At 61.9% G+C, this 25,419-nt stretch carries 24 protein-coding genes; 6 read left to right on the top strand and 18 right to left on the bottom strand.

Annotated elements, in window-relative coordinates; translation table 11 throughout:
• The first annotated feature begins 199 nt into the window (after positions 1–199).
• Both IAE37_RS28785 and IAE37_RS11585 read left to right on the top strand, forming a co-directional pair.
• Positions 200–394 (top strand): DUF7740 domain-containing protein, encoded by a 195-nt coding sequence (locus IAE37_RS28785; protein ID WP_236409912.1) that lies wholly within the window; start codon positions 200–202, stop codon positions 392–394.
• A gap of 124 nt (positions 395–518) precedes the next feature.
• The gene (locus IAE37_RS11585; RefSeq protein ID WP_201173573.1) at positions 519–881 is read left to right on the top strand and encodes a histone-like nucleoid-structuring protein, MvaT/MvaU family; all 363 of its coding nucleotides are present in this window, start codon (positions 519–521) and stop codon (positions 879–881) included.
• Positions 882–966: 85 nt separating this feature from the next.
• On the opposite strand, the gene IAE37_RS11580 is transcribed toward IAE37_RS11585, so the two are convergent.
• The 3 genes from IAE37_RS11580 to IAE37_RS11570 form a co-directional block, all read right to left on the bottom strand.
• A complete protein-coding gene (locus IAE37_RS11580) occupies positions 967–1,905 on the bottom strand; it encodes an ArdC family protein (protein ID WP_201173570.1) in 939 nt (312 codons plus the stop codon).
• 89 nt (positions 1,906–1,994) lie between these two features.
• Positions 1,995–2,315, bottom strand: coding sequence for a hypothetical protein (locus IAE37_RS11575; RefSeq protein ID WP_236409911.1), 321 nt, complete (start codon positions 2,313–2,315; stop codon positions 1,995–1,997).
• Positions 2,316–2,608: 293 nt separating this feature from the next.
• Positions 2,609–2,974, bottom strand: coding sequence for a DUF3085 domain-containing protein (locus tag IAE37_RS11570; RefSeq protein WP_201173567.1), 366 nt, complete (start codon positions 2,972–2,974; stop codon positions 2,609–2,611).
• A 462-nt stretch (positions 2,975–3,436) separates the two neighbouring features.
• Between IAE37_RS11570 and IAE37_RS11565 the strand changes: the two genes are divergently transcribed.
• Positions 3,437–3,796: a hypothetical protein gene (locus IAE37_RS11565; protein ID WP_201173564.1), complete on the top strand. Its 360-nt coding sequence runs from the start codon at positions 3,437–3,439 to the stop codon at positions 3,794–3,796.
• 3 nt (positions 3,797–3,799) lie between these two features.
• On the opposite strand, the gene IAE37_RS11560 is transcribed toward IAE37_RS11565, so the two are convergent.
• From IAE37_RS11560 to IAE37_RS11500, 13 genes are all read right to left on the bottom strand, one after another.
• On the bottom strand, positions 3,800–5,338 hold the full coding sequence (locus tag IAE37_RS11560; protein ID WP_201173560.1) for a conjugal transfer protein TraG N-terminal domain-containing protein: 1,539 nt from the start codon (positions 5,336–5,338) through the stop codon (positions 3,800–3,802).
• 9 nt (positions 5,339–5,347) lie between these two features.
• Positions 5,348–5,653: a hypothetical protein gene (locus IAE37_RS11555; RefSeq protein ID WP_201173557.1), complete on the bottom strand. Its 306-nt coding sequence runs from the start codon at positions 5,651–5,653 to the stop codon at positions 5,348–5,350.
• Entirely contained in the window at positions 5,650–7,005 is a 1,356-nt protein-coding gene (locus IAE37_RS11550) for an integrating conjugative element protein (protein ID WP_201173554.1), read from the bottom strand. Before IAE37_RS11550 ends, IAE37_RS11555 begins: the two co-directional genes overlap by 4 nt.
• Positions 7,005–7,982: a TIGR03756 family integrating conjugative element protein gene (locus IAE37_RS11545; RefSeq protein ID WP_201173551.1), complete on the bottom strand. Its 978-nt coding sequence runs from the start codon at positions 7,980–7,982 to the stop codon at positions 7,005–7,007. The genes IAE37_RS11550 and IAE37_RS11545 overlap by 1 nt, the downstream gene beginning before the upstream one ends.
• 221 nt (positions 7,983–8,203) lie before the next feature.
• Positions 8,204–10,945 (bottom strand): conjugative transfer ATPase, encoded by a 2,742-nt coding sequence (locus IAE37_RS11540; RefSeq protein WP_201173548.1) that lies wholly within the window; start codon positions 10,943–10,945, stop codon positions 8,204–8,206.
• Positions 10,945–11,364, bottom strand: a complete 420-nt coding sequence (locus IAE37_RS11535; protein ID WP_201173545.1) for a TIGR03751 family conjugal transfer lipoprotein — start codon at positions 11,362–11,364, stop codon at positions 10,945–10,947. The genes IAE37_RS11540 and IAE37_RS11535 overlap by 1 nt, the downstream gene beginning before the upstream one ends.
• Positions 11,327–12,835, bottom strand: coding sequence for a TIGR03752 family integrating conjugative element protein (locus IAE37_RS11530; RefSeq protein WP_201173542.1), 1,509 nt, complete (start codon positions 12,833–12,835; stop codon positions 11,327–11,329). Before IAE37_RS11530 ends, IAE37_RS11535 begins: the two co-directional genes overlap by 38 nt.
• Positions 12,825–13,631, bottom strand: a complete 807-nt coding sequence (locus IAE37_RS11525) for a TIGR03749 family integrating conjugative element protein (protein WP_201173539.1) — start codon at positions 13,629–13,631, stop codon at positions 12,825–12,827. Before IAE37_RS11525 ends, IAE37_RS11530 begins: the two co-directional genes overlap by 11 nt.
• A complete protein-coding gene (locus tag IAE37_RS11520) occupies positions 13,631–14,269 on the bottom strand; it encodes a PFL_4703 family integrating conjugative element protein (RefSeq protein WP_201173536.1) in 639 nt (212 codons plus the stop codon). Before IAE37_RS11520 ends, IAE37_RS11525 begins: the two co-directional genes overlap by 1 nt.
• On the bottom strand, positions 14,266–14,667 hold the full coding sequence (locus IAE37_RS11515) for a TIGR03750 family conjugal transfer protein (protein WP_201173533.1): 402 nt from the start codon (positions 14,665–14,667) through the stop codon (positions 14,266–14,268). The genes IAE37_RS11520 and IAE37_RS11515 overlap by 4 nt, the downstream gene beginning before the upstream one ends.
• 7 nt (positions 14,668–14,674) lie before the next feature.
• Positions 14,675–15,052: a TIGR03745 family integrating conjugative element membrane protein gene (locus tag IAE37_RS11510; RefSeq protein ID WP_201173531.1), complete on the bottom strand. Its 378-nt coding sequence runs from the start codon at positions 15,050–15,052 to the stop codon at positions 14,675–14,677.
• A gap of 15 nt (positions 15,053–15,067) precedes the next feature.
• Positions 15,068–15,307 carry a TIGR03758 family integrating conjugative element protein gene (locus IAE37_RS11505; RefSeq protein WP_201173528.1) on the bottom strand — a complete coding sequence of 80 codons (240 nt, stop codon included), beginning with the start codon at positions 15,305–15,307 and terminating at the stop codon, positions 15,068–15,070.
• Positions 15,294–15,629: an integrative conjugative element protein, RAQPRD family gene (locus tag IAE37_RS11500; RefSeq protein ID WP_201173526.1), complete on the bottom strand. Its 336-nt coding sequence runs from the start codon at positions 15,627–15,629 to the stop codon at positions 15,294–15,296. Before IAE37_RS11500 ends, IAE37_RS11505 begins: the two co-directional genes overlap by 14 nt.
• A 588-nt stretch (positions 15,630–16,217) precedes the next feature.
• Between IAE37_RS11500 and atzF the strand changes: the two genes are divergently transcribed.
• Genes atzF through IAE37_RS11485 form a run of 3 tightly spaced genes read left to right on the top strand, consistent with a single transcriptional unit; the run spans position 16,218 to position 22,434 of the window.
• Positions 16,218–18,032 carry an allophanate hydrolase gene (gene atzF, locus IAE37_RS11495; protein ID WP_201173523.1) on the top strand — a complete coding sequence of 605 codons (1,815 nt, stop codon included), beginning with the start codon at positions 16,218–16,220 and terminating at the stop codon, positions 18,030–18,032.
• A 10-nt stretch (positions 18,033–18,042) separates the two neighbouring features.
• The gene (gene uca / locus IAE37_RS11490; RefSeq protein WP_201173520.1) at positions 18,043–21,666 is read left to right on the top strand and encodes an urea carboxylase; all 3,624 of its coding nucleotides are present in this window, start codon (positions 18,043–18,045) and stop codon (positions 21,664–21,666) included.
• Between the two features lie 9 nt (positions 21,667–21,675).
• Positions 21,676–22,434, top strand: a complete 759-nt coding sequence (locus IAE37_RS11485; protein ID WP_201173517.1) for a GntR family transcriptional regulator — start codon at positions 21,676–21,678, stop codon at positions 22,432–22,434.
• 97 nt (positions 22,435–22,531) lie between these two features.
• Here the strand turns inward: IAE37_RS11485 and IAE37_RS11480 are convergent, their stop codons facing one another.
• Positions 22,532–23,260: a TIGR03747 family integrating conjugative element membrane protein gene (locus IAE37_RS11480; RefSeq protein WP_201173514.1), complete on the bottom strand. Its 729-nt coding sequence runs from the start codon at positions 23,258–23,260 to the stop codon at positions 22,532–22,534.
• Between the two features lie 24 nt (positions 23,261–23,284).
• Entirely contained in the window at positions 23,285–25,411 is a 2,127-nt protein-coding gene (gene traD / locus IAE37_RS11475) for a type IV conjugative transfer system coupling protein TraD (protein ID WP_201173510.1), read from the bottom strand.
• Positions 25,412–25,419 lie beyond the last annotated feature (8 nt).

The following is a 25,419-nucleotide window of genomic DNA, read 5'->3' as shown; positions in this document are numbered from 1 at the left end:
GGAGGTCCTTTTGCCTTTTCGGATAGAGCTCTTACCCTTGCGCCCCCTTCCATTGCCGCCGTTCCCCTTTACCGCCTTGGCCCTTTTCACGCGTGTGATAATTCGAAGCCAGGCGCATCGGGATCGGCGGCCGATCGGAATAGCGGTCCCTTGTTCAGGGCGTAGACTGCCCAGCATCATTGCTAGAGCGTGGGCGCGGATGACGTTGAGTGATGCGGTATTGGTCGTGCTATTGGCCGATCGGATTCATGGCACGGATACGGCCATCCGATCAGCGGCCAAGCGCTGCGCGAAAAAGCTGCCGCGCAGCCAGCGCGATATCGTGTTTAAGATCGGAAACAGCGCAAACCCGCGAGAACTTGTGGCACACCTGTGTCAGCACTTGTCTGATTGAGCGACCAAGCGAGGTCGTTTTAACCGGCGCTGTGCAAGAGCGTGTGCGCTCTAAGTAAACCCTCGGCTAAAGCCGCGATCTCAGTTATTATCCCAGCACTTGTCCCACGCCTAGGAAATCTTTCATGTCCAAACTTGCCGAGTTCAAAGCACTGGAAGCGCAACTGGCCGCGCAGCTGCAACAGCTGGATGCCATGAAGAACGACTCCGGTTTGAAGCAGGAAATCGAGTTTGAACAGAAACTCAAAGTGTTGCTGAAAGAGTACGGCATGGACCTGCGCCAGGTGATCAGCATTCTGGATCCGGCCAAGGGCCTGAGCGTACCGACCGTGAGTGCGTCCAGCAGCCAGCGCAAGCCTCGCGAGGTGAAACGCTACAAGCATCCGCAGAGCGGTGAGGTTGTGGAAACCAAGGGCGGCAACCACAAGATCCTCAAACAGTGGAAGCAGGAGCACGGCTCGGACACCGTCGAGAGCTGGGTGCAGTAATCACTGACTTACTGACAGCGGTAAAAGTCGCGCTGCAGACAAAATAAAGGCCCCGGATAGGGGCCTTTTTGTTGGGTGAGTAAAATCACGCGGTGAGGCGTGCGGGTGTATCCGTGGCTTGATCGGACTGCAAGGCCAACAGGTACTCAGAGGCTTCCCGCGCCTGACCACTGGCGCGGAAAATGGCTCGTTTGTCCTCCTTAAGTATCTTCAGCCAGGACGCCAGGTATTCCTCGTGACGCAACTCACCCGTGGTATCGGTGAGTGCGCAGAGAAACGCGGCGCCCATTTCTGCGACCAGCTCCTCAAAGGCATACGCCGTGGAGCCGAATGTATGCCCGCCGATGATACCTTCACGGTTCAGACGAGTACGGTGGCCCGACCAGTGCGTCAGCTCATGTAGAGCCGTTGCGTAGTAGCTGCCGACGTCTTCGAACTGCGCCTTCGTTGGCAGTTGGATCACATCACGAATCGGCTGATAGAACGCGTCATCGCTGTAGCGATGCTCGATACGCGCCCCGCTGGCGACCAGCAGTTGCTCTGCCGGTTCATGATCGATGAAGGCCGCGGGCTCAGTGTGCTCGATGGAGGCTGGCTCCTCGTCAGGCAAGCCTTCGGTCTGCTCAATGTTGAACAGGCAGTGCGTGCGCAGGAGTGCGAACTGCACCAATTTGATGTTGCCCTGTTCATCGCGAACGACCTGGCCGTCCTCGTCATGCGCCTCCTTGCTCATCGGTTTGTACAGCACCGCGAGGGTGGATTGCTCGCCCTTGCGCACATGGCCGCCAGCCTTGCGTGCCTGATTGAAGGTCAGCCAGCGATCATGGGTGAACCCTCGCAGGCGGGCCTCAGCCCACAAGAGTGGAACGTTGATGCCGGCGTAGGGGCGCCGGGTAATGGCGTTGATAGGGAATGGGGAGTCAGCGCTCGAACCTGCTGTGGTCCAAGGTTTGATCCAAGGGATCACGCCCTGGCTCAGGGCACTGACGATCTTGTTGGTGACGTCCAGGTAGATATCGGACATGGCGTTCTCCGGTCGTGAAGGGGGGAACGCTGCCCGGCCGGGAAGGGTTCCCGGTGGGGGTAGAGGGGATAGTGACGGTGCTGAGTGGGTCAGAGGGCGGCGATGTCTACCGCGCTCTCATCAGGCAGTCGGACGAGTAAAAAAGCCGGGCCGCTGCGTGGTATTACACGAGCCAGCTGAAGCTGCGGCAGATGGGCAATTTCTGAAGTGCCGTTCCTCAGCAGGTCGAGTTGCAGTGCTACGGGACGGTGCAGGGCAAGCGGTGCAGAAGTCAGCGCGCTATTGAGTAGGCCAGCCAAGCGCAGTGCGTACTGTCCAACCGGCTCCTGGCCTGCGGCAGGTTCAATGAACTGCTGCCAGACACCTGGGCTCAGCACAATGGCAGTGGAGAGGTGGTTCATCCTGGACATGGTGGCCTCCGGTTAGCAGATTCCGCGTCACCTTTCTGAGGTTTGGTGTGGATTGCCCGATCCGATCAACCACCGAGCAGGGAGCGTCCGTCCATTAAAACGCGCCTGGACGTGGGGTCAATCCCCGATCATGACCTCTTTTGAACGGGTCTATCCAGGGCGTTCCAAGGAAGACTAGCGGCCTTGAGTTCCTGACCAGCGGCGATCTCCACTCAGCCTGAACGTAGTGTGTAATGCCTCCCGAAAGGCCCGCTAGGTGCCTCTCGGGAAGCGCGAAGTGCTCGCTTTTACGTTCAAGCTTTTCCCGCAGGATCAACCTCGGCGGCCAGGTAAAGGTGGGTGGAGGTGGCCTCCACCACCAGCGATCCTGCGGTGCCGCGAAGGCTGGCGAGAACGGGATCATTGATGTCAAAGTACTCGGCAAAATCATCGCCGCCAAATTCATCGCGGGCGCGATTCCACCAGGCGTCGAAGTCGTCGACGGCAGGGTTGCAACCGGTGGCGTAGGCCACGCGTTTACGTCCACCGCCATCTGGCTTGCTTTCGCCAACCTCTGACATGAGGTAGACGCCGTGGTCTTTGACCAATATCACTCTGCAACCGTTGATACCGGCCTCTGCCAACACGGCGTGAAGTTCAGTCCCTGTGAAACGCAGCATGATGAGATCCTCCAGAAGGTGCGGAGGAATGCCACCCATGCGGGAGAATTCCCAGCACTGGAATGGATTAGGTTAGGTGCGTCGAAGACGCGGGCTCAGAGAGCTAACGGGATTAGAAGGCGTTCATCACCGGGGAGCGGTGACCATGCGAGCTGCCGAACGCGAATCGCATTTGGGGATAACCATCACGTGCGTGACGTAGCCTCAAAGGTTATGGCTACCTGGGATGCTGGAAAACCAGCGATTGCACAATTGGTTTAACAAGCGAACCGACATAGCGTCAATGGTCCTTTTCGCATGAGTTCCAGCCGCAAGTCCACTGAGCGCCACGGGTGATAATTCGCGACGTCCAGGTGATCAACGGTCATGGAAATCAGCGGCAGAAGAGTAAGCTAAAGCTTGGATCCAAGTTGGCTGTAACCAAATGGCCGCGAGCGAAATGACGGGAAAGGAGCCAATCAAATGTCGACTACAGCTTCTTCAACCTCCAGTCGGACCAGCATCGGCAAGCATTGCATACACGCTGCGGTTGGTGCTGGCCGGATGGTCAAGCGACTCGAAGCGACGGTGCTGAACTCCAGTGCATTAGCTTCAGTGCCCTTTAAGTATCGGCAAACTGGCTTGCAGATTTTCAAATTGCTCATCTTGCTTGCGGTTGCGTCAGTTGCGCTTTTCTTAGCGCTTGGGATGCTTGCGCTTTGGACAATCGCAGCATTGCCAATAACTGCACCTGATAATGAGCCTGATATTTTCGAAGTGAGTCACCCTCGCCATCGTTTCAAGTATCCTGAGATGTATGACGATCACGGGTCACTACGCTGATTTTTACTTGAGCTTTTGAATACCCCCGACAACTTGAGATGATCCTTTCCCAGCTTGAAGTTTGGCGCTTTCCGCGCCCTGAGTAAGCAAGCTTTGAACGTTGCTGCCGACGTTGTAACCAGCCCAGCTCATCGCTCCGAGGAAAAACATCGGCAGCACCACGAACATTGCACCCATAACGTACTCGATCACCTGCGCGGTGACCGTCCCGTCCATGAATCCTGCCGTCGGCAACGACAACAGTGCCTGGTCTGTGGCTGAAACTTGGTTGTATAGCGTTTCCAGCATGCTCGAATCGATCCAGCGCGCAAGCTCCCACCAGAACGTCAGCATATGCAGGGTGAACAGCGCGAAGGTAACCGTCATCAGCGCTTTGAGCTGGTAGGTGCTGATCAGCAGCACCAGGGGCAAGCTGATGATGGTGCCCATGATCAGGAAGGCCTGAACCATGGGTAAGGCTGCACGCAAGGCATTCATCGCTGGGAAGTTGCTGAAAGAACCCAGGGCCAGGCCGGTGTTGGTGGCCAGGTTGTTGAGCCCTTGCGTCAGTGATCCACCACGGGCACTGCTGCCGTAGTCCTGGAACACTTGCCCGGGTGCCATGCTCAATGACTGTTGCCGCGGGCTCACCAGCTCTCGCAAGGTTGCGTCTTCGATCTCGGTGGTGGTGCGCCCAGTCAGCCAGCCCCGCAACTGCGACATCAGCGATGGATCGATCTGGGCCACCAAGCGATCGCGTAATCCGATGGTGCCATCGCTCCACCACTGCTTGCAGGTGGGATAACCAGCACCGTTGTCGAGCTGGGGCAGCGAGGTATCCCGGGTCTCGTCGTATGGCCAATCGATCCTGGGCGTTCGCGAGCGATCGGTGTCGTAGTAGCCCGGTGTGTTGAGCAGGTAGGTCGAGCCGATCCAGGACGCGTCGTAGCTCTGGGATTCGTCCAAATCGGGCCGATTGGTGAACAGCCGTGAGCGCGAAAAGCCGTAGCAGTCTCGGTTGAAGTCGGCGACTTCCTGCAGCAGTACCTGGTCGTTGATCCGCGAGCTGTCGATCTCCATGCGCATCGCACGGATGTCGGGTGCGCAGGGGATCGACGCGGTCGCGGCGGCGGTGATGCCCTTGCTCATGGCATGCACCAGGAACCACCACACCGGGACATTCGCTGACTTCTCTCCGATGGTGTTGAAGGTTGTGCCCCAGGCCGTATCCGCAGGTTTGGCCATGGACACGCCACACCGCTGGCTCGCCGCATCGTCAAAGCTCACCGAGGACAGGTTGAGTGGGAAAAACGGCATGCAGCCGAACAATATGACCACGTAGCTCATCCACAACCGGTTCTCGACGCGAGGGATCGACAACAGTCCCTTGTTGCCCTCGTCGGCACCCTGTTGGCGAGCTGACAACCATTCCTGCAGGATGATCGCGCCGAACGGAGCGGCGAACAGCCCGGTGTCCGCCAAGGTGTTCCAGATGCCGTTATTGATGATCCAGGCCAGCAGTGAAAGGTAATACTCGAGGTAGCTGTTGGTGCTCATGTTCATGGTTGCACCTCACACGCGAGACAGTTCGACCAGGATGATCGAGCTGAAGCCGATCAAGCCCAGGCGTTTCAGCCGTTGCTCATCTTCAGGCTTGGGCCGCCTGCGCAACGCTGCGGCCCACCCGGCAAAAATCAGCGTGTACAAGAGCGCGCGCCAGCACGCGAAGTAGGGTGTACTTGAGCGTGCTGTTTGGACCCAATCAAGCTGAGTGGCGGACAGGTGCAGCGCCATCCAAGCAATCAACAACATGCCCAGCATGGCACCGAGCACCAGCAGTACACGCGCGAGCGTGAACCTCACAGATAATGAGATCATGGCGTGCTCCTCTCCTGTTCGGCTCGGCGCAAACGGTCCGGCTCCGGATCACGCTGATCGATGCTACGCGAGGCGTCGGCACCGCCGGCGTGGCGATCGAGGACCAGGCTGGCGGTGTTGGTGGCCAGCGACTGGCGTACCTGTAGCTCGGTTTGCAGCAGGCGGATCTCGCGTTCAAGCGTTTCGATGTTGCTGTTGAGGGCGTTGGTGGCGGGCTGTGCGGAAGCCACGTTGGGCTCGTGGCTGCCGGCAAAAAGCGTGCGCTGTAACAGCATCGCTTTGTAGATCACACTCGATAGTGCGGTCTCGCTGGCCAGGCGCCGGGCCAGCAGATTCTGGTCGGGATCGTCGCGCAGCCCCTTGATGACACCTCGGGAGACCTGCAGCAACGGGCTAGAGACTTTGTCCAGGTTCTCTGGTGTCGGCTGCTCGGCACCTGAGACCATGCGTTGTAAGCCTTCCAGGTTTTCCGTGTAGGTTTCCTGGATCAGCGGCGACAGGCCGGTACCGGCAGTTACCCGCAGCGTCTCGCAGTCGTCGCAGGTCTGAACCTCGGATTCCCCGAGCACACGCGTCGCCCACTCGGAGGCCTCAACAGGACTCGACCACGCCTGGCAGATGGCACCATTCTGGCAATCCGAACCAAGTGCCGAGGTATCCTCGACCGCCCGGTTGTGCAGCAGGTTGTAGCCGGCCTTGACCACATCCGAGGTCACCCGGATGGGTTGCTGGCCGTTGCCTCCGGCTTTCTGCCCACCGACCCAGCTGACGCCGTTGTTGCCGTTGTTCGCTTCGGTGTCCTTCACTGCCGTCACAGCGTCGCCGCCGGACTGCTCGAGGTTGTGCTGCATCTCCTGGTTCTGCGCCAGCGCACCCCAGCCGGCCTGGTCGACTTTGTCGGCCATCTTCGCCGCCATCGCCTGGCAGGTGAGCTTGGAGCGGTCGAAGTCGATCCGTCCCTGCAGCACTCCATTGCTGAGCAGCTCATACAGCCCGGGATTGGCCCGCTGGATGATCATCGCCGGCAGCGACATCACCGCCTGCGTGGCGTTCTGGATGACGTTGCCCATGATCTGCTGGAAGCCCTGGGTGGCGCCATTGAGCTGGTTCTGCAGGGTGTTCGAGAGGTTCATGTTTCCGCACATCATGTTGGCGCGCCAAGACATGCCCACGCCAAGGCCATTGGGTCGGTAGAGTGAGGAGGGCGCCCCTGCCGCCGAACCGCCGCCGATGGTGTACATCACCCGGTCGTCCAGCACCGGAGCCTGGTCACCAAGGTGGTAGCCGTTCTCGGCGGCGTGGCCCACGGCATAGACGAGGAAACACAGCAGACCGAGCGAGAGGGTCTTCATCATTGGCCTCCGTCAAAATCAATGCTGAACAGGAAGGTCTGGCCCATGCGCTGGCAGCAGCGGTAGGGCCGCCACAGCGACCAGGCATAGGCTCCGTCGGCGCTCTGGATCGTTGGGCTGGGGAAGATGGCGCAGGTGTTCTGGATCACCGGCGTGAGCAGTTGCCAGCGGTGGTTGTTGACGTTGTTTTCCAGCACCGGCTGCGGCGGCCAGTAGCCGGGAGCGGGCATCGCCTGCAGCGGCCGATAGACGTGCGGCTGGCCAACGCGAGTGATGAAGTCACCGGCGCGCTGCGCCATTACGGCACCCGCCTTGAAGTCGTCGGGCTGCACCAGAAATCCGTGGCGTGGGTAGACGCTACCCCACATGTCGCCGAGTGCTTGGTTGCCGATCTCGCGCATGCCCGGCACCAGTGCCTGCGGGTAGACGGATTCGGGAATCGCCTGGCGCCACGCCAGCGGGTCGAGGGTACTGAGGTAGTAGGGCGCAAACGGCACGGCACCGCTTGGGCACGCATAGCCGAACGTATGCGCCAAGGCCGTCAGGGCAGCCCCGCCGGGGTGCCCGATGCCGTCGACATTCTTGAACCGAGGCAGGTTATCGCGCTGCAGCGAAGGCGTGATGAGGTTGCCACCGCCTTGTGATGCTGACGTCGGCATCGACAGTGCGGACATTTCGCTCCAGGGGTTGCCCCCGGTGTCGGCGTAGCTCGACACCACTAGCTCGGGAATGAAATGACGGATCTTCGGCGAGGTGCGCACCGTGCAGCCGAACGGCGTGCACAGCAGCCAGTAGCAGATACCGACGACCCGGTATTCCAGGCACTGCAGCGAGGTGACGGAGGCGATGATGGTCGGGGTGGTCAGTGCCAGGCACTGCTCGGTGGCGATGAGCAGAACCGCCGCAGTGAGCGCACGGCGTCGGTCAGTCTTCCAGGGCTTCGGTGATCTGCAGGCGGTAGAGGCGGTCACGTTCATGGGCAACGCTCGGCAGGTGGCAGCGGTGTGCATCCATGCGCCAAGTTTCAGCATCCCGGATAAGACACGGGAGGAGGGGAGACAAACCGAGCCCGGCTTCATCGGTTTCGTCTGGCGGCTGGTTTAGCAGAGCGGGTCATGCAAAATAGAGAAGGAGTACAAATGTACTCCTGCCGATGTTTGCTAATTAGAAGGGACACGAACGGCTCAGACGGTATGGTTCACGACATACCACGCAGGCGATCGATCTCTGCCGCGACCTGCAGGGCGGCCTCCAGCTCGGACTGCTGGTGCTCTTCCATCAATCGCCAGCGTTGGGCTTTTTCCTCGGGCTCGGTCATGGCCAGTGCGAGGTACAGGCTCGGCGGCACCGCGCGGAACAGTGTCTCCAGGTTCTTCGACAGGACTACGCCCTCGGTGTACTTGCCCGAGGCCTTGCTCGCGGAGAGCAGCAGCGCCTTTTGCGCCGGCGTGAGTTTCTTGAAGCGGGCGATTTCCTCGATTTCCGCCGGCGGCATGTTCAGGCAGATCCACCACTCAATCATGTTGAGCATGGTCTGCGCCGCGTCGGGGAAGTCGGCCAGGTTCTGGGTGGCCAGCCAGAACCAGGCGCCCAGCTTGCGCCACATCTTCGTGCCCTTGACGACAAAGGGGGCCAGCAGCGGGTTTTTGGTAATGATGTGGCCTTCGTCGGTGACCATGATGATCGGCCGCCCGAGGTACTGGTCGCGTTCGGCGAGGTTATTCACCGTGTTCATCAGGCTGATGTAGCTGATCGACATCTGCGCTTCGTAGCCCTCGCGGGCGTAGGTGGCGAGGTCGACGATCGTCACATCGCTCTCTGGCCAGGGCGTGCCGGGCCGGTCAAACAGCGCGCCCTCAAAACCCTGGCAGAACAGGTCGATGGACTCGGCCATCTCCTGGGCGCGCTCCCGGCGTTTGTCAGGCAAATGGGCGTCGCTGGCGACCTGGCGTAGGGCATCTCGCACATGCCGTGTCTGCACCTGTTGTTCGGTCGCGGCGCAGTGCTGAGCGGCATCAAGGATGCACTCTCGGATCAGGCTGCGATCCGCGCGAGTCAAACGCGCCTCTTCCTTAGCTTCGCCGCCGGTAATCATCAGCCGTGCGGTGATCTCCAGCTCGCCCAGCACATCGCGCTGCTCATCACTGTCCGGCGCCGTTTCATCCAGGTCTTCGGTCGACAGGCTGGCCACCTGGTCCGGGTGCTCGATCAGCCGACGGGCATCGGCAAACGGCGCCAGGCTTAGGCCACTGCCGGGTTTGAGCTGGACCTTGTTGACGGACAAGCCGAGCGTGGCGAAGTAGTCGCCCTGCAGGCCAAAGGAGTTGCCCGCTTCAACGATGAACAGCCTCGGCCGGTACACGGCCATGACCTGCATCAGGATCGAGATCAGGGTGGCCGATTTGCCGGCGCCGGTCGGACCGAACAACAGCAGGTGGCCATTCATCGAGCGGTCGAAACGTGACAACGGGTCAAACGACAGCGGTGCACCCCCACGGTTGAAGAAGGTGACGCCTGGATTGCCGGTGCCGATGTTGCGCCCCCACAGCGGCAACAGGTTGGCGACGTGCTGGGCGAACAACAGCCGTGTGTACCAATTGCGCGTGTCTCGTGACGGGTTGTAGACCATGGGTAGCCAGCGCAGGTAGCTGTTGCACGCCGCGACTTCATCGCCCTCGCGCACCGGTTGCAGGCCGGCGCCGAGCAGTACATTGGCGGCCTGAACCGAGCGCTGGCGCAGCTGCTGTTCATCCGCACCGCGCAGGTACAGCGTCAAGGTACCGCGGTACAGCTTGTGCTTGCGCCCAATCAGCGCGCGCGCTTCTTCCACGTCTTGGCGGGTCTGGGTCGAGGCGAGATTCTCGCCGATGGCTTTACGCGCCAGGCGGTTGAGCTGTTCCTCAAGCACATCCTGGGGCGTGATCACCAAGGTCAGGCTCATCACCGCCTGCTCAGGCAATTGATCGAACAAGGCGTTCAACGCCTCGCCTTTGCGCGTTTCGCCGGTCAGCTGGCCGATATGCGGCGGCCTGCGCAGCTTGTCGACCACCATCACCGTATGAGGCTGTTGATCGAAGTACCAGAGGCCCTGTTCGCTATCGGAGCGCGGTTCCTGGAAGAACAGCCGCTCGGCGAAATCGTGGTCGAACGGCAGCGGCAGGTCCTCACCGTCGTCCGTCTCCGGATAGGGCACGCGTCGATAGAACGCTGCGGGAGATTCGTCGGTGAGGGCAGGGGACGGGTTGAACCAGGGCAGCAACCAGTCGTAGAAGTCGCGTCCGGTCAACCGGCGAGGGCAGACCCCGCAGGCCTGCAGCGAGGCCACCAGGCGCTCGCAGGTCCGGCTTAGCAACTGAGTCGGGCTTTGCCCGTCTTCGTCACCCTGGTCCGCGAGCCAGCGGTAGACTACCAGGCGAATCCGCCGGTTGCTGCCGCGCCAAGGCAGGTGGGACACGACATGGTCGTCGAATAGTCCACCCGGTTTAGCAATGGCGTCGAGATGACGTTGCATCGACGTGAAGAAGGCCTGGGTGAATGGTGTGCCTTGGGCGCGGGGCGCGATATAGCGCTCCAGGCGTTCGAGGTACGGGGCAAAGTCACTGTCATCCTGGCAGAAGAACTGCACCACCCAGGGCGCCTGGTCCAGTTCGTCGAAGCTGTCCTGCAACGCATCTTCCAGGGCGTCGCGTGCTGCCATTAGCCACTCGGGCTCACGACCCTCAGTCCCAATCGGCTGCAGCTCAAACACCGCGCCCACTGAGCGGTTGTCGTCGAGCAGAAAGCACTGCTCGTCCTCGAGGTACTCGACCCAGGGCAGGTGATCGGTGAAGCTGGGATTGTGCGTATATTGGGCAGCCTCGTCGGCAATCGTCGCGCGCCGGCGCTGCGCCGCACGCCAGGGCTTCCAGCGTGGCGGGTCGCGACTTGCGTCATCGGCCATCACAGATCGTCCAGGCGTTCGCCGGGCAGCGCGTACTGGACCTTCTCGTACAGCGGAAACACGGTCGAGTAACCAGGTACCGGGGTCTGCTGGGTACCGGCTAGGTGCGGGTACACGTACATGACCAGGTCCGGGTTGGGCAGGCGCGGGAACTGGGCGCGGATTTCGTTGGCAGCCGTGCGGGTGTAGGCGCTCTGGTCGTCGATCAGACGTTCGGGATCCAGCACTGGACGGCGCAGTTCGCCACGCGCTTCCTGCAACTGCTGCTGGGAGCCGACGGAGCCACCGCCGTTCCAGATGTCCAACATGGTTTGATCGCCGTGGGGCAGCATTTCCTCCTTGCTGGTGGAGCAGCCGACCAAGTGCAGACCGAGCAGCAGGCTAATCCAGATCCAGTACCGAGATGGATGGGTTTTCATGGTTCACTCTCCGGCCTTTGGGTTCGTAATCAATGCTGATCTCGTGATCCAGGTGCAGGGCGACCCTAGCCCCGGGCGGCACGTAGATGGCTGCAAAGGCTTCGCCATAGAGCTTGTTGATCCACTCACGGATATCGCCAATGCCACCGCTGATGACTGAGTTCAGCGCGCTGTTGCCGCTGTTCTGGGTCAAGCCCATGCTGCCGCCGGCCGAGTTGATGAACGAGGTGTTGGTCTGCTCGCTACCCAGGGCTGCGGCGAAGCCGGCACCGGCCGCCGTGATCAGGCTCTGGCTGCCCAGGTATTGTTGGGCGTTGGAGCGGCGCTCCCCAGAAATGCAGGGAATGCCGTAGGGATCGGAGATGTAGCCCAGCCCGCCACGGATCTTCTCGGTGTCCGAGGTCTGGGTGCTGCTGCGATTGCGGCTGACGACCTTCTGCGGCTGTGGCACCGTGCGGACGGCCCCATCGCTGAAGACAAAGGTGATCGACTCGACCTGGCCGCGCACGCAGGACAACGTCCAGTCGCCGGCAGCGGTGCCGCTCATGACCGCGCCGACCACATCCGGCAGGTCGATGCCGTTGGCGGTGAGGTTGTCCGGACCCACCAGCACCTTGAACGGATAAGGGTCGTTCACGGTGCCGTCCACCGGGACCCGGCCAATCAGCGCCGTCATGGCGACTGAGCCCATCAGCGTGGAGTTTTCAGGGAGGGTGTAAACGGGCTTGGCGCCCTCGGCGCGGTCCTGAGCGTTGCCAAGGTCACGCTCGCCTTTGGCGGCTGCACGCAAACGGTCCTGGCCACGATCGATGGCATTGTTGTCCAGGCCGTGCAGGTCCTTGAACGTCGACGTCAGCGATGATAGCGGACCGTCAGCTTTGCTGGCCTCGTCCTGGCCGGCGTGCGCATTTGATGGCTCGATCCACTGCACGGCGTCAGGCGCTGCTTGAGCACCCGAAAACTGTTGCTCGTCGCCGGGCTCAAGCCCGAAACCTGCGGGCACATCCGACTTCGCGGCCGGCTTGCTGGTGAGCTGGTTCTTGAGCTTGGACAGCAGGCCCTGGGTTTCGCGGTGCTGGTGTTCGGCCTTCTGCCGGGCATCGTTGGCCTGCTGGCGCTGCTCGGTGACCTGCTGGGTGACGCTGCTCAAGGTGCTCTGGATGCGCGTGTCGATATTGCCTTCGCGCGAGCGCAGCCGGTTGTTCTCGGTTTGCAGCGCATCGTTGCCTTTCTTCAGCGTCTGCATCTCACTGCGCATCGCTTTGACCTGGCCGATCAGCGTCGCTACGGTGTCGCGTGGGGTGTCGCCCGCGATGCCCAGGGCCTTGGCTTGTTCCGCGCTAAGTGTGGTCTTGTCCGGATCGTGCTCGGTCTGGCCGTCCGGCGCGGCCACCCAAGATTTGCCGATGATCAGCACGATGCCCAGCAGGACCCCGGGTACCAACCACTTCAGCAGGCTGTTAGCTTTCATGATCGGCAGCCTCCGGTTTTGGCGGGGGCAGCAACATGGCGTGTTTCAGGTCGCTTCCACGGGTGACGAGGTAGGCGACGGTGGTGTCTTCGGGCGTACCGGCGAGACCGAGGTCTGCGTGCTGGAATGTCGCAGCGTACAGCGTGGCCTGCAGGTGACGCGGGTCCAGCGCGACCTTGCCGGGGCCGCGGTTCACGATCTTTACCGACGTTACCCAGTAGTCGCTCAGCCGCCACGCAGCAAGCGCCTTGATCGAAACCCGTTCGGTGGGGAGCAAGGTACTGAACGCGATGGAGTCGGTCAGCGGCACGCGCTGTACTCCGGGCAATGGCGCCACGGTACGCAGAGGCGCATAGAGGTTCTGTGCGGCATAGCGGGTAAGCACTACCGGTACCGGCGTCGCCACAGGTGCAGCATCCTTCGCGACTTCCATGTCTGGCGACTGAGCCTGGGCCACGATCTTGACCGGCTCCAGCGCCTCGCTGCCTTCGAGCGCCTCGATATCGATCAGGATGATGTCGCCCGTCTTCACTGATTGCAGCTGCAGCCGGGTAGGCGGGAGTGTTTCGGCGGCGCGCAGATACACCGTACCCGCGACAGATTGCACGCGCAGTTTGCCAGCGATCGCACTGGGTAGCCCGACGCGAACATCTTCATCCAGCATCAGGACCCGCTCCTGGCCCACCGTGAGCGGAACAGCCAAGGGCAGGCGGTCCCAGTATTTGACCTCGACGGCGCCGGCCGCTGAACACCAGCCGCTGGCCATCACCAGAATCAGGATCAAGACACGCATCATCACGTACCTCCCGGCAGCGTCAGCTTCTGCGGTGTGCCTTCGTAGCAGTCCAGGGCGAAACCCCATTTGTTGCGCTCGGGGTCGACGTCGAAGCGCACCACCCGCAGCGGATAGCGCACGACTACGCGCTTCACCGGCTCGGCGGCGTAGTACTCGTCGGCGTTGAGGTCGAGCTTGACCAGCCAGCTGTGCTTATCCAGCTGCTTCACACGCAAGTCGGGGTCGTCGCTGTAACCGCGGCCCAGTACTTCGTATACGCCACGCACCCGGCCGCGCAGCTCGCCGGCGGCCTTACGATATTCGAAGTCGCCGTCGAAGAACGTCTTGCACGCGGGTGTCAGGTAGGGCTGCAGGGCAAAGATGGCACGGTGGTAGTCGACTTCACCGTCGGTGGGCCAGCGGTTGAGCTGGCCGAAGATGTACAGCGCGAAGGCGTAGATGTTCTCTGGCGGTACATCCCACCATTTACGTGTGCTGCCGGAACGTAGATCGGGCGGCACATGGATGGTCAGCTCGGAGGGTGCGGCCTGCCAGCCGTACCACAGTCCGCCGCACAGCAGCGCCAGGGTGGCCACGGCCAAACGCAGGCTGAAGATGTGCGCCTGCTGCGCATCCACTTTGTTGCGGAAGCGGCTCATGGGTTGGCCCTCCTATGCCGGCGAGTCCGGCGCACGGTCCACGGCCCCGAATGCAGGATCAGTTGGTGCGAACTGATGCCCCAATGCACCGCCAGGTGCCACTGCAGGCGCCGGTACAACCAGGTCTCGGGGCGAGCACGCTTGGCACGGCGCAGCAGCTTGCCGCCGCCGAGCAACACCAATGCCATGCACAGGAACATGCAGGTGGGGAGGGTGGCGATGGAAGCAGTGGCCACCGCCAGCGGTGCGCCGAGAATCACACCCAGCCCGGTACCGGCGCTCAAAGCGACCCACATCTCGTCGTTAGTGAGACCACGCAGGACTGCCGGGTCACGGTTGAGGCGTTCAGGCAGGAAGGTCAGCGTGCCGTCAGGCAGGGTGGCTGGAGTGTCGGACATGATGACCTCACAGAATCGTCGCGGCTTTGGTGAGGAACCACAGGATCACCACCACTAGCAGCGCGCCGACGCCAACCACGGCACCAAGGTCCTTCCAGGTTTTGCGCTGGTTCTGCACGTCGGCGTAGACGGTGAGTGAATGCCAGGCCACGCCGAGGAAGGCGAGGGTGGCGATCAACAGGCCGAGCAGGATGCCGCCGTCGTAGGCATAGTTTTTGATGGTGTCGATTAGCCCAGAGCCTTCGCCGCGGGAGGGGGCTTCCATGGTCGGCAGGTCAGCCCAAGCGAGCGCCGAACTCAGCAGCACCATGCCGACGAACAGGGCTTTCGAGCAGGTGGCCCGCAGCTTGAGAAGCGGGCGATGGCAACGGCGTGAGGTATTCATGGCAAGGCCTCCAATTCACGACAGCATGAAAAACATCAGCACGATCAGCGCGAGTGTCAGGCGTAGCGTGCTACCGCCGAGTGCACCGAATGTGACGTTGCCAGCGGCCCAGCCGCGGTAGCCAGTCCACAGCGCCCAGGCGCACCAGAGCAATGCGAGCACTAGCACCGATGAGCGCCACAGCGCCGAACTGAGCTGCGGGTTAAACCCGGCAACGGCAGAAAACGCGCTGAGTTGAGCGTCAGTCATGCTCATTGGAGAGACTCGGCTCATGTGCTTCAGCACGATAGTCACCAGCCAGTTCGACCAGATCGGCCGGCTGCGCGCGTGAGGGCGACAGATAGTTGTTGATGCCGTGCCGCACGCGCTCCAAGTCTGCAGTCAACCTGGGGTAGTCGAAGCGATAACGAGCTCGGTCAGTGTCGGTAGCGCTGTAACGTGCTCGATCAGCCAACAGCTCAAGGGCATCGATCTGCCGCTGCATCAGGCTGAAGTCCGAACGCTCGCGCACGTCCTGAGCGGCAGCCGTGAGGGCAACCAAGCAGGTTATAAGTAAGGGGTAGGGGGAAAGCATCATGGCGAAATCCAGCTGAGTAACTGATCTTCACCATGATCAGTAAGGCTGGCGTTGGCATGCGCTAAAGGGAATGTAGAGGGTTCGGTTTAATCGAATCGGGAGCGCGGTCGCTAGCGGAGGCGAGATGCCTCAGTCTGAAAAGGGCAGCTCCGCTTGCATCGCGCGCGCGCGGCCCTTGGTGTTCTGGAGGAGGAGCGCCTGACGCATTAGCCGCAGTACTTGGGTGAAAAGAAGCCTTCCTTTTCTGTCTGGCACCACTTGTTGCTTTTTCAACACGCGCGCTGGTGGTTTAGCAATGTCTACAATGGGTCGATTGCAGTCGTTAACGAAAGGCCGTTATCGACCCAGAGCAGACGGTGCTGAGGTCACGGAAAGTCGGCATCCGCTTGATAAGGTGGCTGGCGGCGACGATGAAGTTGCGAGCCCGGTTAGGGGGCATTGAATCTTTACCGTGCACCACATCGCAGCAAATCAGTCAGGCGAAAATCCCCGAAATGCCCTGGAGACCACGATCTAAGAGGGCTGTAGCTACATGGCCCGGAGCTTGCTGAGGAGGAATCCAAACTTGGATACAAGATGGAGCTCCGTATGCAACTTCGTTCGATGCCCACCCTCGGCTGGACCCTTCACGACTGGCAGCACGCTTATCGCCAGGAGGCATTGAGTCCCAGCGTACTTTTTGAGCTGCTCCAACAGGCTCAAGGGGTCGATTCAGCCTGGATCACGCTCGCATCTCCCGAACAACTGGCCCAGCGGCTTGCAGGCTTGGCTGAACAACTGGAAGTGGCCCAGGGCGACTTCAGCAAGTTGCCACTCTATGGCGTCCCCTTCGCGGTAAAAGACAACATCGACGCGGCAGGCTGGCAAACCAGTGCGGCGTGCCCGGAGTTCGCTTACCAGCCCGAACAGGACGCAACCGTCGTGTCCAGGTTGCAGGCGGCCGGCGCCGTGCTGATCGGCAAGACCAACCTGGACCAATTCGCCACCGGCCTGGTGGGTACCCGCTCGCCGTTCGGTGCGGTGCCGAATACCTTCAATGCGGATTACGTCAGTGGCGGCTCCAGTTCCGGGTCTGCGTCCGTGGTTGCTCGAGGGCTGGTTGCGTTTTCGCTGGGCACCGACACGGCCGGCTCCGGGCGTGTGCCGGCAGGTTTCAATAATATTGTCGGCCTGAAGCCCACCAAGGGCTGGCTGCCCACTACGGGCGTGGTGCCTGCCTGCCGTACCCTGGATTGTGTTTCGGTCTTCGCCTTGACGGTCGAGGATGCCGAATGCGTTGCACAGATTGCCGGGGGCTACGATGCCGCCGATGCCTACTCTCGCACCAACCCGGCGACTGCCCCGGTCGCGATCGGCAGCACGCCACGCTTGGCGATCCCCGATACGCTGGAGTTCTTTGGCGACCAGCAGAACCAGGCGGTTTTCGAGAAGACACTGCAACGACTGCGCGACCTTGGCATGACGTTGGTGCCGATTGATTTCACGCCGTTCCGTCAATTGGCCGAGCAGCTCTACCAGGGTCCCTGGGTGGCCGAGCGGACCGTGGCATTGACGTCGATGCTGAAATCCTCGCCGCAAGCCATCGACCCTGTCGTGCGCAGCGTCGTCGAGAACGGCTACACGTACGACGCGTGTGATGTCTATCGCGCCGAGTACCTGCGCGCGGAGTTGAGCAGAGCCATCAACAAGGCACTGGAAGGCTTTGATGCGCTCGTGGTGCCGACGTCGCCAACCTTGCGCACGCTCGAAGAAATGAAGGTCGAGCCGATCCTGTTCAACTCGCAATTCGGGACTTACACCAATTTCACCAACCTCGCCGACCTCAGTGCATTGGCCCTGCCGGCCGGCCTGCGCGGCGATGGATTGCCAGCGGGCATCACCTTGCTGGCCCCGGCCTGGCACGATCTCGCGCTGGCTTCGCTGGGCAAGCGTTTGCAGACGGCATTCGACCTGCCCTTGGGGTGCACCGGCCGGTCACGGCCCCTCGTTATCGAACAGCCGCAAGCACCCGGCAGCGTCCGGCTCGCCGTCGTCGGCGCGCATCTGACCGGGATGCCGCTGAATTTCCAACTGCGCAACCGCAACGCGGTGCTTGTGGAGCAGACCCTGACCGCAGCGGATTACCGCCTCTTCGCCCTGCCGGGCTCGGTGCCCCCCAAGCCCGGATTGGCCAGGGCCGCTGAAGGCGCCTCGATCATTGTCGAGCTGTGGGATATCCCGCTGGCACGCTTTGGCGAATTCGTCGCCGAGATCCCTCCGCCCCTCGGTATCGGCAACCTGCAACTGGCGGACGGCCGTTGGGTCAAGGGATTCATCTGCGAGCCCCTGGCGCTGGAAAACGCTGAAGACATCACCCCATTCGGTGGATGGCGCGCCTTTATCGCCAGCCGCAAACCTGCTTGAGGAAACCGCCATGTTCACCACCGTACTGATTGCCAACCGCGGCGAGATCGCTGTACGCGCTATCCGCACCCTCAAGCGCCTTGGCGTGACAAGCGTTGCTGTCTATGCCGACCCGGATCGCAATGCACAGCATGTGCTCGATGCCGACATCGCCATCGCCCTGGGCGGTGACAAACCGGCCGACAGCTACCTGCGTGTCGACAAGATCCTCGATGCCGCCCGCCAGAGCGGTGCCCAGGCCATCTATCCCGGCTATGGTTTCCTCTCGGAAAGTGCCGAATTCGCCGATGCCTGCGAAGCCGCGGGCATTGCCTTCATCGGCCCGACGGGCGAGCAGATCCGGGAGTTCGGTCTCAAGCACCGGGCTCGCGAGTTGGCGGCCGAGGCAAAGGTTCCAATGGCTCCGGGCACCGGGTTGCTGCACAGCCTCGACGAGGCGCTGTCTGCCGCACAGCAGATCGGCTACCCGGTGATGCTCAAGACCACCGCCGGCGGCGGAGGCATCGGGCTGACCCGCTGTGCTGACGCCGCCGCACTGGGCAGTGCCTATGAAAGCGTCAAACGCATGGGCGAGCAGTTCTTCAGCGACGCGGGGGTGTTCCTGGAACGCTTCGTCGATCATGCGCGGCATGTCGAAGTGCAGATCTTTGGCGATGGCCTTGGCCGGGTCGCGGCACTTGGCGAGCGTGATTGCTCGCTGCAGCGGCGCAACCAGAAAGTCGTCGAGGAAACCCCGGCGCCCAACCTGCCACAAACCACTCGCGAACGCCTGCATGCCGCCGCCATCCAGCTTGGCGAGTCGGTCAATTACCGCAGCGCCGGCACCGTTGAATTCATCTATGACGCAGCACGCGACGACTTTTATTTCCTCGAAGTCAACACGCGCCTGCAAGTCGAGCATCCCGTGACTGAAATGGTCACCGGGCTCGACCTGATCGAATGCATGCTGCAGGTGGCCGCCGGCGACGCCATCGATTGGCCGGCGCTGATGCGGGCGCCCAAAGGCGCCGCCATCGAGGTGCGGATCTACGCCGAGGATCCGCTCAAGAACTTCCAGCCAAGCCCCGGCCTGCTCACTGATGTGCATTTCCCCGAGGGTGTGCGGGTTGACGGTTGGGTCAGCAACGGCAGCGAAGTGTCGCCCTTCTACGATCCGATGATCGCCAAGTTGATCGTGCACGCGCCGGACCGGGCGCAGGCCATCGCGAAGATGCAGGAAGCCCTGGCAGCGACCCGGTTGCATGGAATCGCCACCAACCTCGACTACCTGCGCCAGGTGATCGCCGATCCTCGGCTGCGTAGTGGCGAGGTGTGGACCCGCTTGCTCGATGCCTTCGACTACAAAGCCCAGGTGATCGAGGTGCTGGAGCCGGGGACCTATTCGAGTGTCCAGGATTACCCCGGTCGCCTGGGGTACTGGGACGTCGGGGTGCCGCCCTCCGGTCCGATGGACGACTTTGCCTTCCGCCTGGCCAATCGCGTCGTCGGTAACCACGAGAGTGCCGCAGGGCTGGAGTTCACCCTCCAGGGACCGACCTTGCGCTTCCACAGCGACTGCCTGATCGCCCTGGCTGGCGCCGACTGCGCGGCGCAACTGAACGGTGAGCGCGTGCCGTACTGGGCTCCCATCAGCGTCAAGGCCGGGCAGGTGCTGAAGCTGGGGCGTGCCGAGTCGGGTTGCCGAAGCTACCTGGCGGTTCGTAATGGCCTGGATGTGCCGGTGTACCTGGGCAGTCGCTCCACCTTCGCCCTTGGCCAGTTCGGCGGTCATGCAGGGCGCACGCTGCGCCCTGCCGATATGCTCGCCATCTCCCAGCCACAGTTGCCGGCATGCACCACGCCAGCACCGGTCAGTTCACCACAAGCCCTGGACGACAGCCTGATCCCGCACTACGGCCAGACCTGGAACATTGGCGTGCTCTATGGTCCGCACGGTGCCCCGGACTTTTTCACCCAGGAGGCGATCGACGCATTCTTCGCCACCCCGTGGGAAGTCCACTACAACTCCAACCGGCTCGGCATCCGGCTGTCAGGCCCGAAACCCACCTGGGCACGGGCCGATGGCGGGGAAGCCGGCTTGCACCCCTCCAACGTCCATGATTGCGAGTACGCCATTGGCGCGATCAACTTCACCGGCGACTTCCCGGTCATCCTCGCCAAAGACGGCCCGAGCCTGGGTGGTTTCGTCTGCCCGGTGACCATCGCCAAGGCGGAACTCTGGAAGATCGGCCAGTTGAAGCCCGGGGACAAGCTGCACTTCCACCCCATTAGCTTCCAGCAAGCACAGAGCCTGGAGCAGGCGCAGCTTGGCTGTATCGAGTCGCTGGCCGCGATCTCGGCGGTCTCCCTGGCCGCGCCCAACCTGCTTCCCGACACCACGGTTTCCGCCACCGTCCTTGCAGAGCTGCCAGCCACACCGACCCGGCCCCATGTCACCTACCGCCAGGCTGGGGATGCCTATGTATTGATGGAGTACGGCGACAACGTGCTGGACCTGGCCTTGAGACTGCGCGTCCACCTGCTGATGGAGGCGCTCAAGGCCAGTCCTGTGCGGGGCATTGAAGAGTTGGCTCCAGGCGTGCGGTCGTTGCAGGTGCGCTACAACAGCCGCGTTTTGCACCAGCGCACGCTCATCGAGCATCTGCTGGCCCTGGAAGGCACGCTCCCCGATGTCGATCAGGTAAAGGTACCGACCCGGATCATTCACCTGCCGATGGCGTTCGAGGACAGCGCGACCCTGGCAGCGGTGCAGCGTTACAGCGAGACCGTGCGCAGCGAAGCACCCTGGTTGCCCAACAACGTCGATTTCATCCAGCGCGCCAATGGCCTGCACAGCCGCGAGCAGGTGCGTGACATTCTGTTCGACGCCACCTACCTGATCCTGGGCCTGGGTGACGTCTACCTGGATGCCCCCTGCGCCGTGCCGCTTGATCCGCGTCATCGCCTGCTCAGCTCGAAGTACAACCCCGCCAGGACCTTCACTGCCGAAGGGACCGTGGGCATCGGCGGCATGTACATGTGCATCTACGGCATGGACTCACCTGGTGGCTACCAACTGGTGGGGAGAACCCTGCCGATCTGGAACCGCTTCGGCAAGAACGCCCAGTTTAAGGACGGCCAGCCATGGCTGCTGCACTTCTTCGACCAGATCCGCTTCTATCCGGTCAGTGAAGCCGAGCTCGATCTGTTCCGTGAGTCGTTCCGGGAAGGGCGTGCACAGATTCGTATCGAAGAGTCCGTATTCGACTTTGCTCAATACCAGCACTTCCTCACTGACAATGCGGCCGATATCAGCGCGTTCCAGGCGCATCAGAAAAACGCATTCGATGCCGAGGTCGCACGCTGGCAGGATGACGAAGGGCCGGAGTCGACCCTGGTTGCGCAGCAGGACTTCACTGATGAAGATCCGGACGCTCACGTGGTCAGTGCAGAAATGTGTGGCAGCGTCTGGAAAGTTCTGGTTCAGCCAGGCGAGGCCGTTGAGGCGGGTACACCGTTGATCGTGGTGGAGGCGATGAAAATGGAGCTGGCGGTGACTGCCCCGGTGAGCGGAACGGTCCGTTCGGTGCGCTGCCAGCCCGGCAAGGCCGTGTCACCCGGTGATACCCTGATGGTGCTGGACCCCGTGGCCTGAGGAGGCACGATGCAACTTTCCACTAACGAGACCAGGGCCGCCAGGGGGCGGCCAGAGAACCTTGCCGAGCGGCTTTACCAGCAGATCAAGGAGGACATCTTCGAGTTTCGCCTGCTGCCGGGCGATCGCTTCAGCGAAGGAGAAGTGGCCGCACGCATGTCAGTGAGTCGCACCCCCGTGCGGCAAGCCCTCTACCGGCTTGAGCGCGAGGGCTACCTTGAAGTGCATTTTCGCAGTGGCTGGCAAGTGGTGCCCTTCGACTTCGAGCGCTTCGAAGAGCTTTACGATCTGCGTATCGTGCTGGAACTGGCAGCGGTCAAGCGGCTCTGCGAGGGAGTTGCCGAACCTGCCGAGGTGCTTGGGGGGCTGGGGCGTACCTGGCTGGTCGATGAGAGCCAGAGGCAACAGGACGGCAACCTGGTGTCAGAGTGGGATGAGGCGTTTCACTGCGAACTGGTGGCCGCCACGGGTAACCGGGAAATGGCCCGTATTCATCGCGAGGTGACCGAGAAGATCCGCATCATCCGGCGACTGGATTTCACACAGCGCCCCAGGATCGAAGCCACCTATGCGGAGCATGGTGCCATTCTGACCGCCATTGCGTATCGACGCTGCGAGATCGCGTGCCAGCTTCTACGCGCCCATATCGAAGTCAGCAAGGCCGAAGTACGCAAAATAACCCTACATATGTTACACAGCGCACGTCAGCATTCACTGATGAAAGGGTCACTCGATAGCTTGCCCAACAGTGTTGGCCCGGTATTGTAACCAAAGTTCTACTACCGAATAGCCCGCTGTCGCGCAGCGGCCTTGTGTTCTTTCCATACGCTGCGAGTGGCACCTATGGTGGGTCGATAGCGGACAGTCAAAGGTATTTTTTGAAGGTTGTAGCGGTGATTGCCACCATCCACCCAAGCAACGCAGCGCATGGCAATAGCACCCAATTGGGATTTATTGAGGTGGGAAGGGAGAGGTAGACCACCCAAGGGCTTACCATCAATGGCAACAATGTCCGCTTCGCTCGGTGGTAGACAAAGCTGCTCTCGCGATCGGCGCTGAATTTGCGAAGATCACGGCGCATTAAACCATCGACAGCGCCGGTGATTACCGCTAGTAGGAAGAGGGGCATGGCCAGGGTGAGGACTGCCAGGCGCACCACGAAGGTAAAAACGGTGAACAGCGCAGCCAATAGGTAGTGCTGCACCACAACGTACGCTTGAGCAAACTGGCCCTGCACCGACATTTCTTGACTTAAGAGCTTCAGCTGAGTGTCTGATTGCGCCCAGCCAGAGCGGACCACGACCCATTCGTTCAGGTGCTGAAGGACTTTAGCGGTGGCTTGCGCGGGCTCCTTCACGAGCAGCGAATTTTTGAAGTGATCGCTGAGCCATCCCAGCTCACTGAGCCACATGGCATGGCTATGATGCCAGCCCTGGTCGGGCCAGAACCACAGCATGCCCACGAACTCCAGGACGATGGAGAAGATCAGCGAAGCGAACAGCAGACCGAGCATTTGCAGGCAAAGCTCGAGCGTGCCCAAGATGAATCCCGGACGTCGTTGCGCAGGAGGTGGGCTGGCAGGAGAGGTCGGCATAGGGTCTCCGCAGTACTCGGTCGCTTACGGCGCGTGCCTGCGCCCTGGTGGAGGCATCTCGGGATCGAAATCTGCCGTGGGTGCCCCTCCCGCGTTACTCCACCAACTCCCCGCATTGGCGTTGTACGATTCGCGCATGCGCGCAGCCAGGGTCTGCAGATCCGCCGGCATCGCATCGTCGCTGGCTGGCTTCGGTAGTGGCATGCGCACCTTCCACAGCTGGCCGCCTTCCTGGAACGAGAACATCTGCCCCTTGGGCAAGGCGATGATGTGCGCCGGTTCGATCAGCGGTACCGCAGTGGTGGTGACGCGATCCTGTGAGGACGAAGTGAAATCGGTACGGGCATCAGGATCGGCGGTGTCCGTCGCCCCGGAGACCAAGGTGCGTGTCTGCACGTTGACCTTGGGCAACTGATTGGTCAGTAGTTCCGCCGTCGCGGTTTCTCGCACGCGTAGCATCTGCAGGGTGTTGAAGTTGCCGATGACTTGACCAGCCTTGGCCCGGTTGCCAATACGTGCCTCGATGTCGCTCAAGGTCTGGGTATAGGCCGTGACCTGAATACCGGCACCGCCGCCCTTGTTGATCAGCGGGATGAACTCGTCGCCCATCAACTCGTTGAACTCGTCGGCGTGCAGGTTGATTGGCACCTTGTCCGCCGCGCTGGAGGAGCCTGGCAGGCCATGGTCGATGCCGTGTTTGTAGATGTGGCCGGCGACGGAGACCAGGTCGGCGAACATCGAGTTACCGACCGCGGCAGCCACTTCGGCATCGGACAACGCGTCCAGACCGACGTAAACGATGCCGCGTTTGCGGATGATCTGCAGCCAGTCGAAGATCGGCCGTGGGTCGTCCAGGTCGCAATAGTTCGGGGCCAGCAGCTGCGCCGTCTTGCCGCTGGTGAGCTTTTCCAGCAGTGGCAGCAGCGAGGCCACGATCTTGTCGAAGTAGGTGCGGTCGTAGCGCACGGCAGAGCGCAGGCCGTCCATTACCGGGTCGAAGATGCGCTTGGCGGTCAGGTACTGCTCGATGGCAACGACGCGCTTTTCCCGGCCAACCATATGCCGCGGAATGTTCTTCTCGTTCAAGCGGCCTTCGATCTGCACGATCGCTTCCCAGGCCAGCGCACCATGGCGTGCGAAGAAGTGCTGGGCATACTCGATGAACAGCGCATCGATGTTTACCACATGGCGCTGGATCTGCAGGTAGTCCGGGCGCCGGCCGAGTTCGATCAGCGCCCGGGCAATGATGTTGACGAAGCGCCAGGCGAACTCGCGGAAGGCCGCCGAGTTGCCTTCACCACTCAACTGGCCGGCGATCCGGGTGGCCACCTCCGAAATGCGCCCGAAGCGGCCAATGGCGTTGTAGCGCGCGGAGATTGCCGGCCAGCCCAGGTGGAACACATAGAATTCGTGCTCACGGCCGGCGCGACGTGCCTCGACGTACATGCGCTTGAGCAGGTCGGCATCGCCCTTGGGGTCGAAGACTATAACTACTTCCCGGCTCGGTCGGTGGATGTCCTGGGTGATGTACACCTCGGCCAGGCGCGTCTTGCCCACCCGTGTGGTGCCCAGCACCAGCGTATGGCCGACGCGCTCGCCGAGCGGTAGGCTGGCCTCCTGTTCCTTCGGTTCGACGCCGTGCAGCAATGGCGAGCCACCCACCGGCGGTAACGGACGCACTGGGTTGAACGGGCTGTCCCAGGCGGTCAGGCGAGGTAGCAGTGATAGACCCGGTGGGGCCTTCTCCAGTAGCTGTTCCATCCGTCGCGCCCACTGGTGGGCAGCCGACTGGTTAACGTAGTGGGCCAGCGCCGGGTCCTGAGCTTCTAGAAGGCGCTGGGTGTGCAGGCGAGTCCAGCGGAAGCCGCGGCCCATGAACAGGCGCTTGCCGCTCACCGGAATCTGCTGGCTGGTCAGCGAGTAACGCGGCAGGCGGCGGATATTGCGGCGATAGCGCAGGACGATCCGCGCCTCGTTGAACCGCTTCAGGCCGAACGCGGTGTAGGCCAGCGCCATACCTGTCCCTACCTCGGGCGACAGTGCCACGGCCCAGGGCGAGTGCAGGCACAGCGCACCGGCGCCGGCGCAGATGCCCACGGTGTACAGCTCCACCGCTGGGCGCAGCAGGGATTCCATCGCATGTTCGCCCATGGAGTGCC

Origin of the sequence: Pseudomonas sp. S31, assembly GCF_016648105.1 — a bacterium.
Taxonomy (GTDB): domain Bacteria; phylum Pseudomonadota; class Gammaproteobacteria; order Pseudomonadales; family Pseudomonadaceae; genus Aquipseudomonas.
This window is presented reverse-complemented; position numbering and strand designations above follow the sequence as displayed.

Bases quoted from the DNA above. Each gene is read 5' to 3' on its own strand.
- IAE37_RS11580 (WP_201173570.1), bottom strand. From the start codon at position 1,905: ATGTCCGATATCTACCTGGACGTCACCAACAAGATCGTCAGTGCCCTG.
- IAE37_RS11530 (WP_201173542.1), bottom strand. From the start codon at position 12,835: ATGAAAGCTAACAGCCTGCTGAAGTGGTTGGTACCCGGGGTCCTGCTG.
- atzF (WP_201173523.1), top strand. From the start codon at position 16,218: ATGCAACTTCGTTCGATGCCCACCCTCGGCTGGACCCTTCACGACTGG.
- IAE37_RS11555 (WP_201173557.1), bottom strand. From the start codon at position 5,653: ATGATCTCATTATCTGTGAGGTTCACGCTCGCGCGTGTACTGCTGGTG.
- IAE37_RS11545 (WP_201173551.1), bottom strand. From the start codon at position 7,982: ATGAACGTGACCGCCTCTACCGCCTGCAGATCACCGAAGCCCTGGAAG.
- IAE37_RS11505 (WP_201173528.1), bottom strand. From the start codon at position 15,307: ATGAGCATGACTGACGCTCAACTCAGCGCGTTTTCTGCCGTTGCCGGG.
- IAE37_RS11485 (WP_201173517.1), top strand. From the start codon at position 21,676: ATGCAACTTTCCACTAACGAGACCAGGGCCGCCAGGGGGCGGCCAGAG.
- traD (WP_201173510.1), bottom strand. From the start codon at position 25,411: ATGGGCGAACATGCGATGGAATCCCTGCTGCGCCCAGCGGTGGAGCTG.
- IAE37_RS11515 (WP_201173533.1), bottom strand. From the start codon at position 14,667: ATGTCCGACACTCCAGCCACCCTGCCTGACGGCACGCTGACCTTCCTG.
- IAE37_RS11535 (WP_201173545.1), bottom strand. From the start codon at position 11,364: ATGAAAACCCATCCATCTCGGTACTGGATCTGGATTAGCCTGCTGCTC.
- IAE37_RS28785 (WP_236409912.1), top strand. From the start codon at position 200: ATGACGTTGAGTGATGCGGTATTGGTCGTGCTATTGGCCGATCGGATT.
- IAE37_RS11540 (WP_201173548.1), bottom strand. From the start codon at position 10,945: ATGGCCGATGACGCAAGTCGCGACCCGCCACGCTGGAAGCCCTGGCGT.
- IAE37_RS11480 (WP_201173514.1), bottom strand. From the start codon at position 23,260: ATGCCGACCTCTCCTGCCAGCCCACCTCCTGCGCAACGACGTCCGGGA.
- IAE37_RS11550 (WP_201173554.1), bottom strand. From the start codon at position 7,005: ATGAAGACCCTCTCGCTCGGTCTGCTGTGTTTCCTCGTCTATGCCGTG.
- IAE37_RS11565 (WP_201173564.1), top strand. From the start codon at position 3,437: ATGTCGACTACAGCTTCTTCAACCTCCAGTCGGACCAGCATCGGCAAG.
- IAE37_RS11560 (WP_201173560.1), bottom strand. From the start codon at position 5,338: ATGAACATGAGCACCAACAGCTACCTCGAGTATTACCTTTCACTGCTG.
- IAE37_RS11585 (WP_201173573.1), top strand. From the start codon at position 519: ATGTCCAAACTTGCCGAGTTCAAAGCACTGGAAGCGCAACTGGCCGCG.
- IAE37_RS11570 (WP_201173567.1), bottom strand. From the start codon at position 2,974: ATGCTGCGTTTCACAGGGACTGAACTTCACGCCGTGTTGGCAGAGGCC.
- IAE37_RS11500 (WP_201173526.1), bottom strand. From the start codon at position 15,629: ATGATGCTTTCCCCCTACCCCTTACTTATAACCTGCTTGGTTGCCCTC.
- uca (WP_201173520.1), top strand. From the start codon at position 18,043: ATGTTCACCACCGTACTGATTGCCAACCGCGGCGAGATCGCTGTACGC.
- IAE37_RS11520 (WP_201173536.1), bottom strand. From the start codon at position 14,269: ATGAGCCGCTTCCGCAACAAAGTGGATGCGCAGCAGGCGCACATCTTC.
- IAE37_RS11510 (WP_201173531.1), bottom strand. From the start codon at position 15,052: ATGAATACCTCACGCCGTTGCCATCGCCCGCTTCTCAAGCTGCGGGCC.
- IAE37_RS11525 (WP_201173539.1), bottom strand. From the start codon at position 13,631: ATGATGCGTGTCTTGATCCTGATTCTGGTGATGGCCAGCGGCTGGTGT.
- IAE37_RS11575 (WP_236409911.1), bottom strand. From the start codon at position 2,315: ATGTCCAGGATGAACCACCTCTCCACTGCCATTGTGCTGAGCCCAGGT.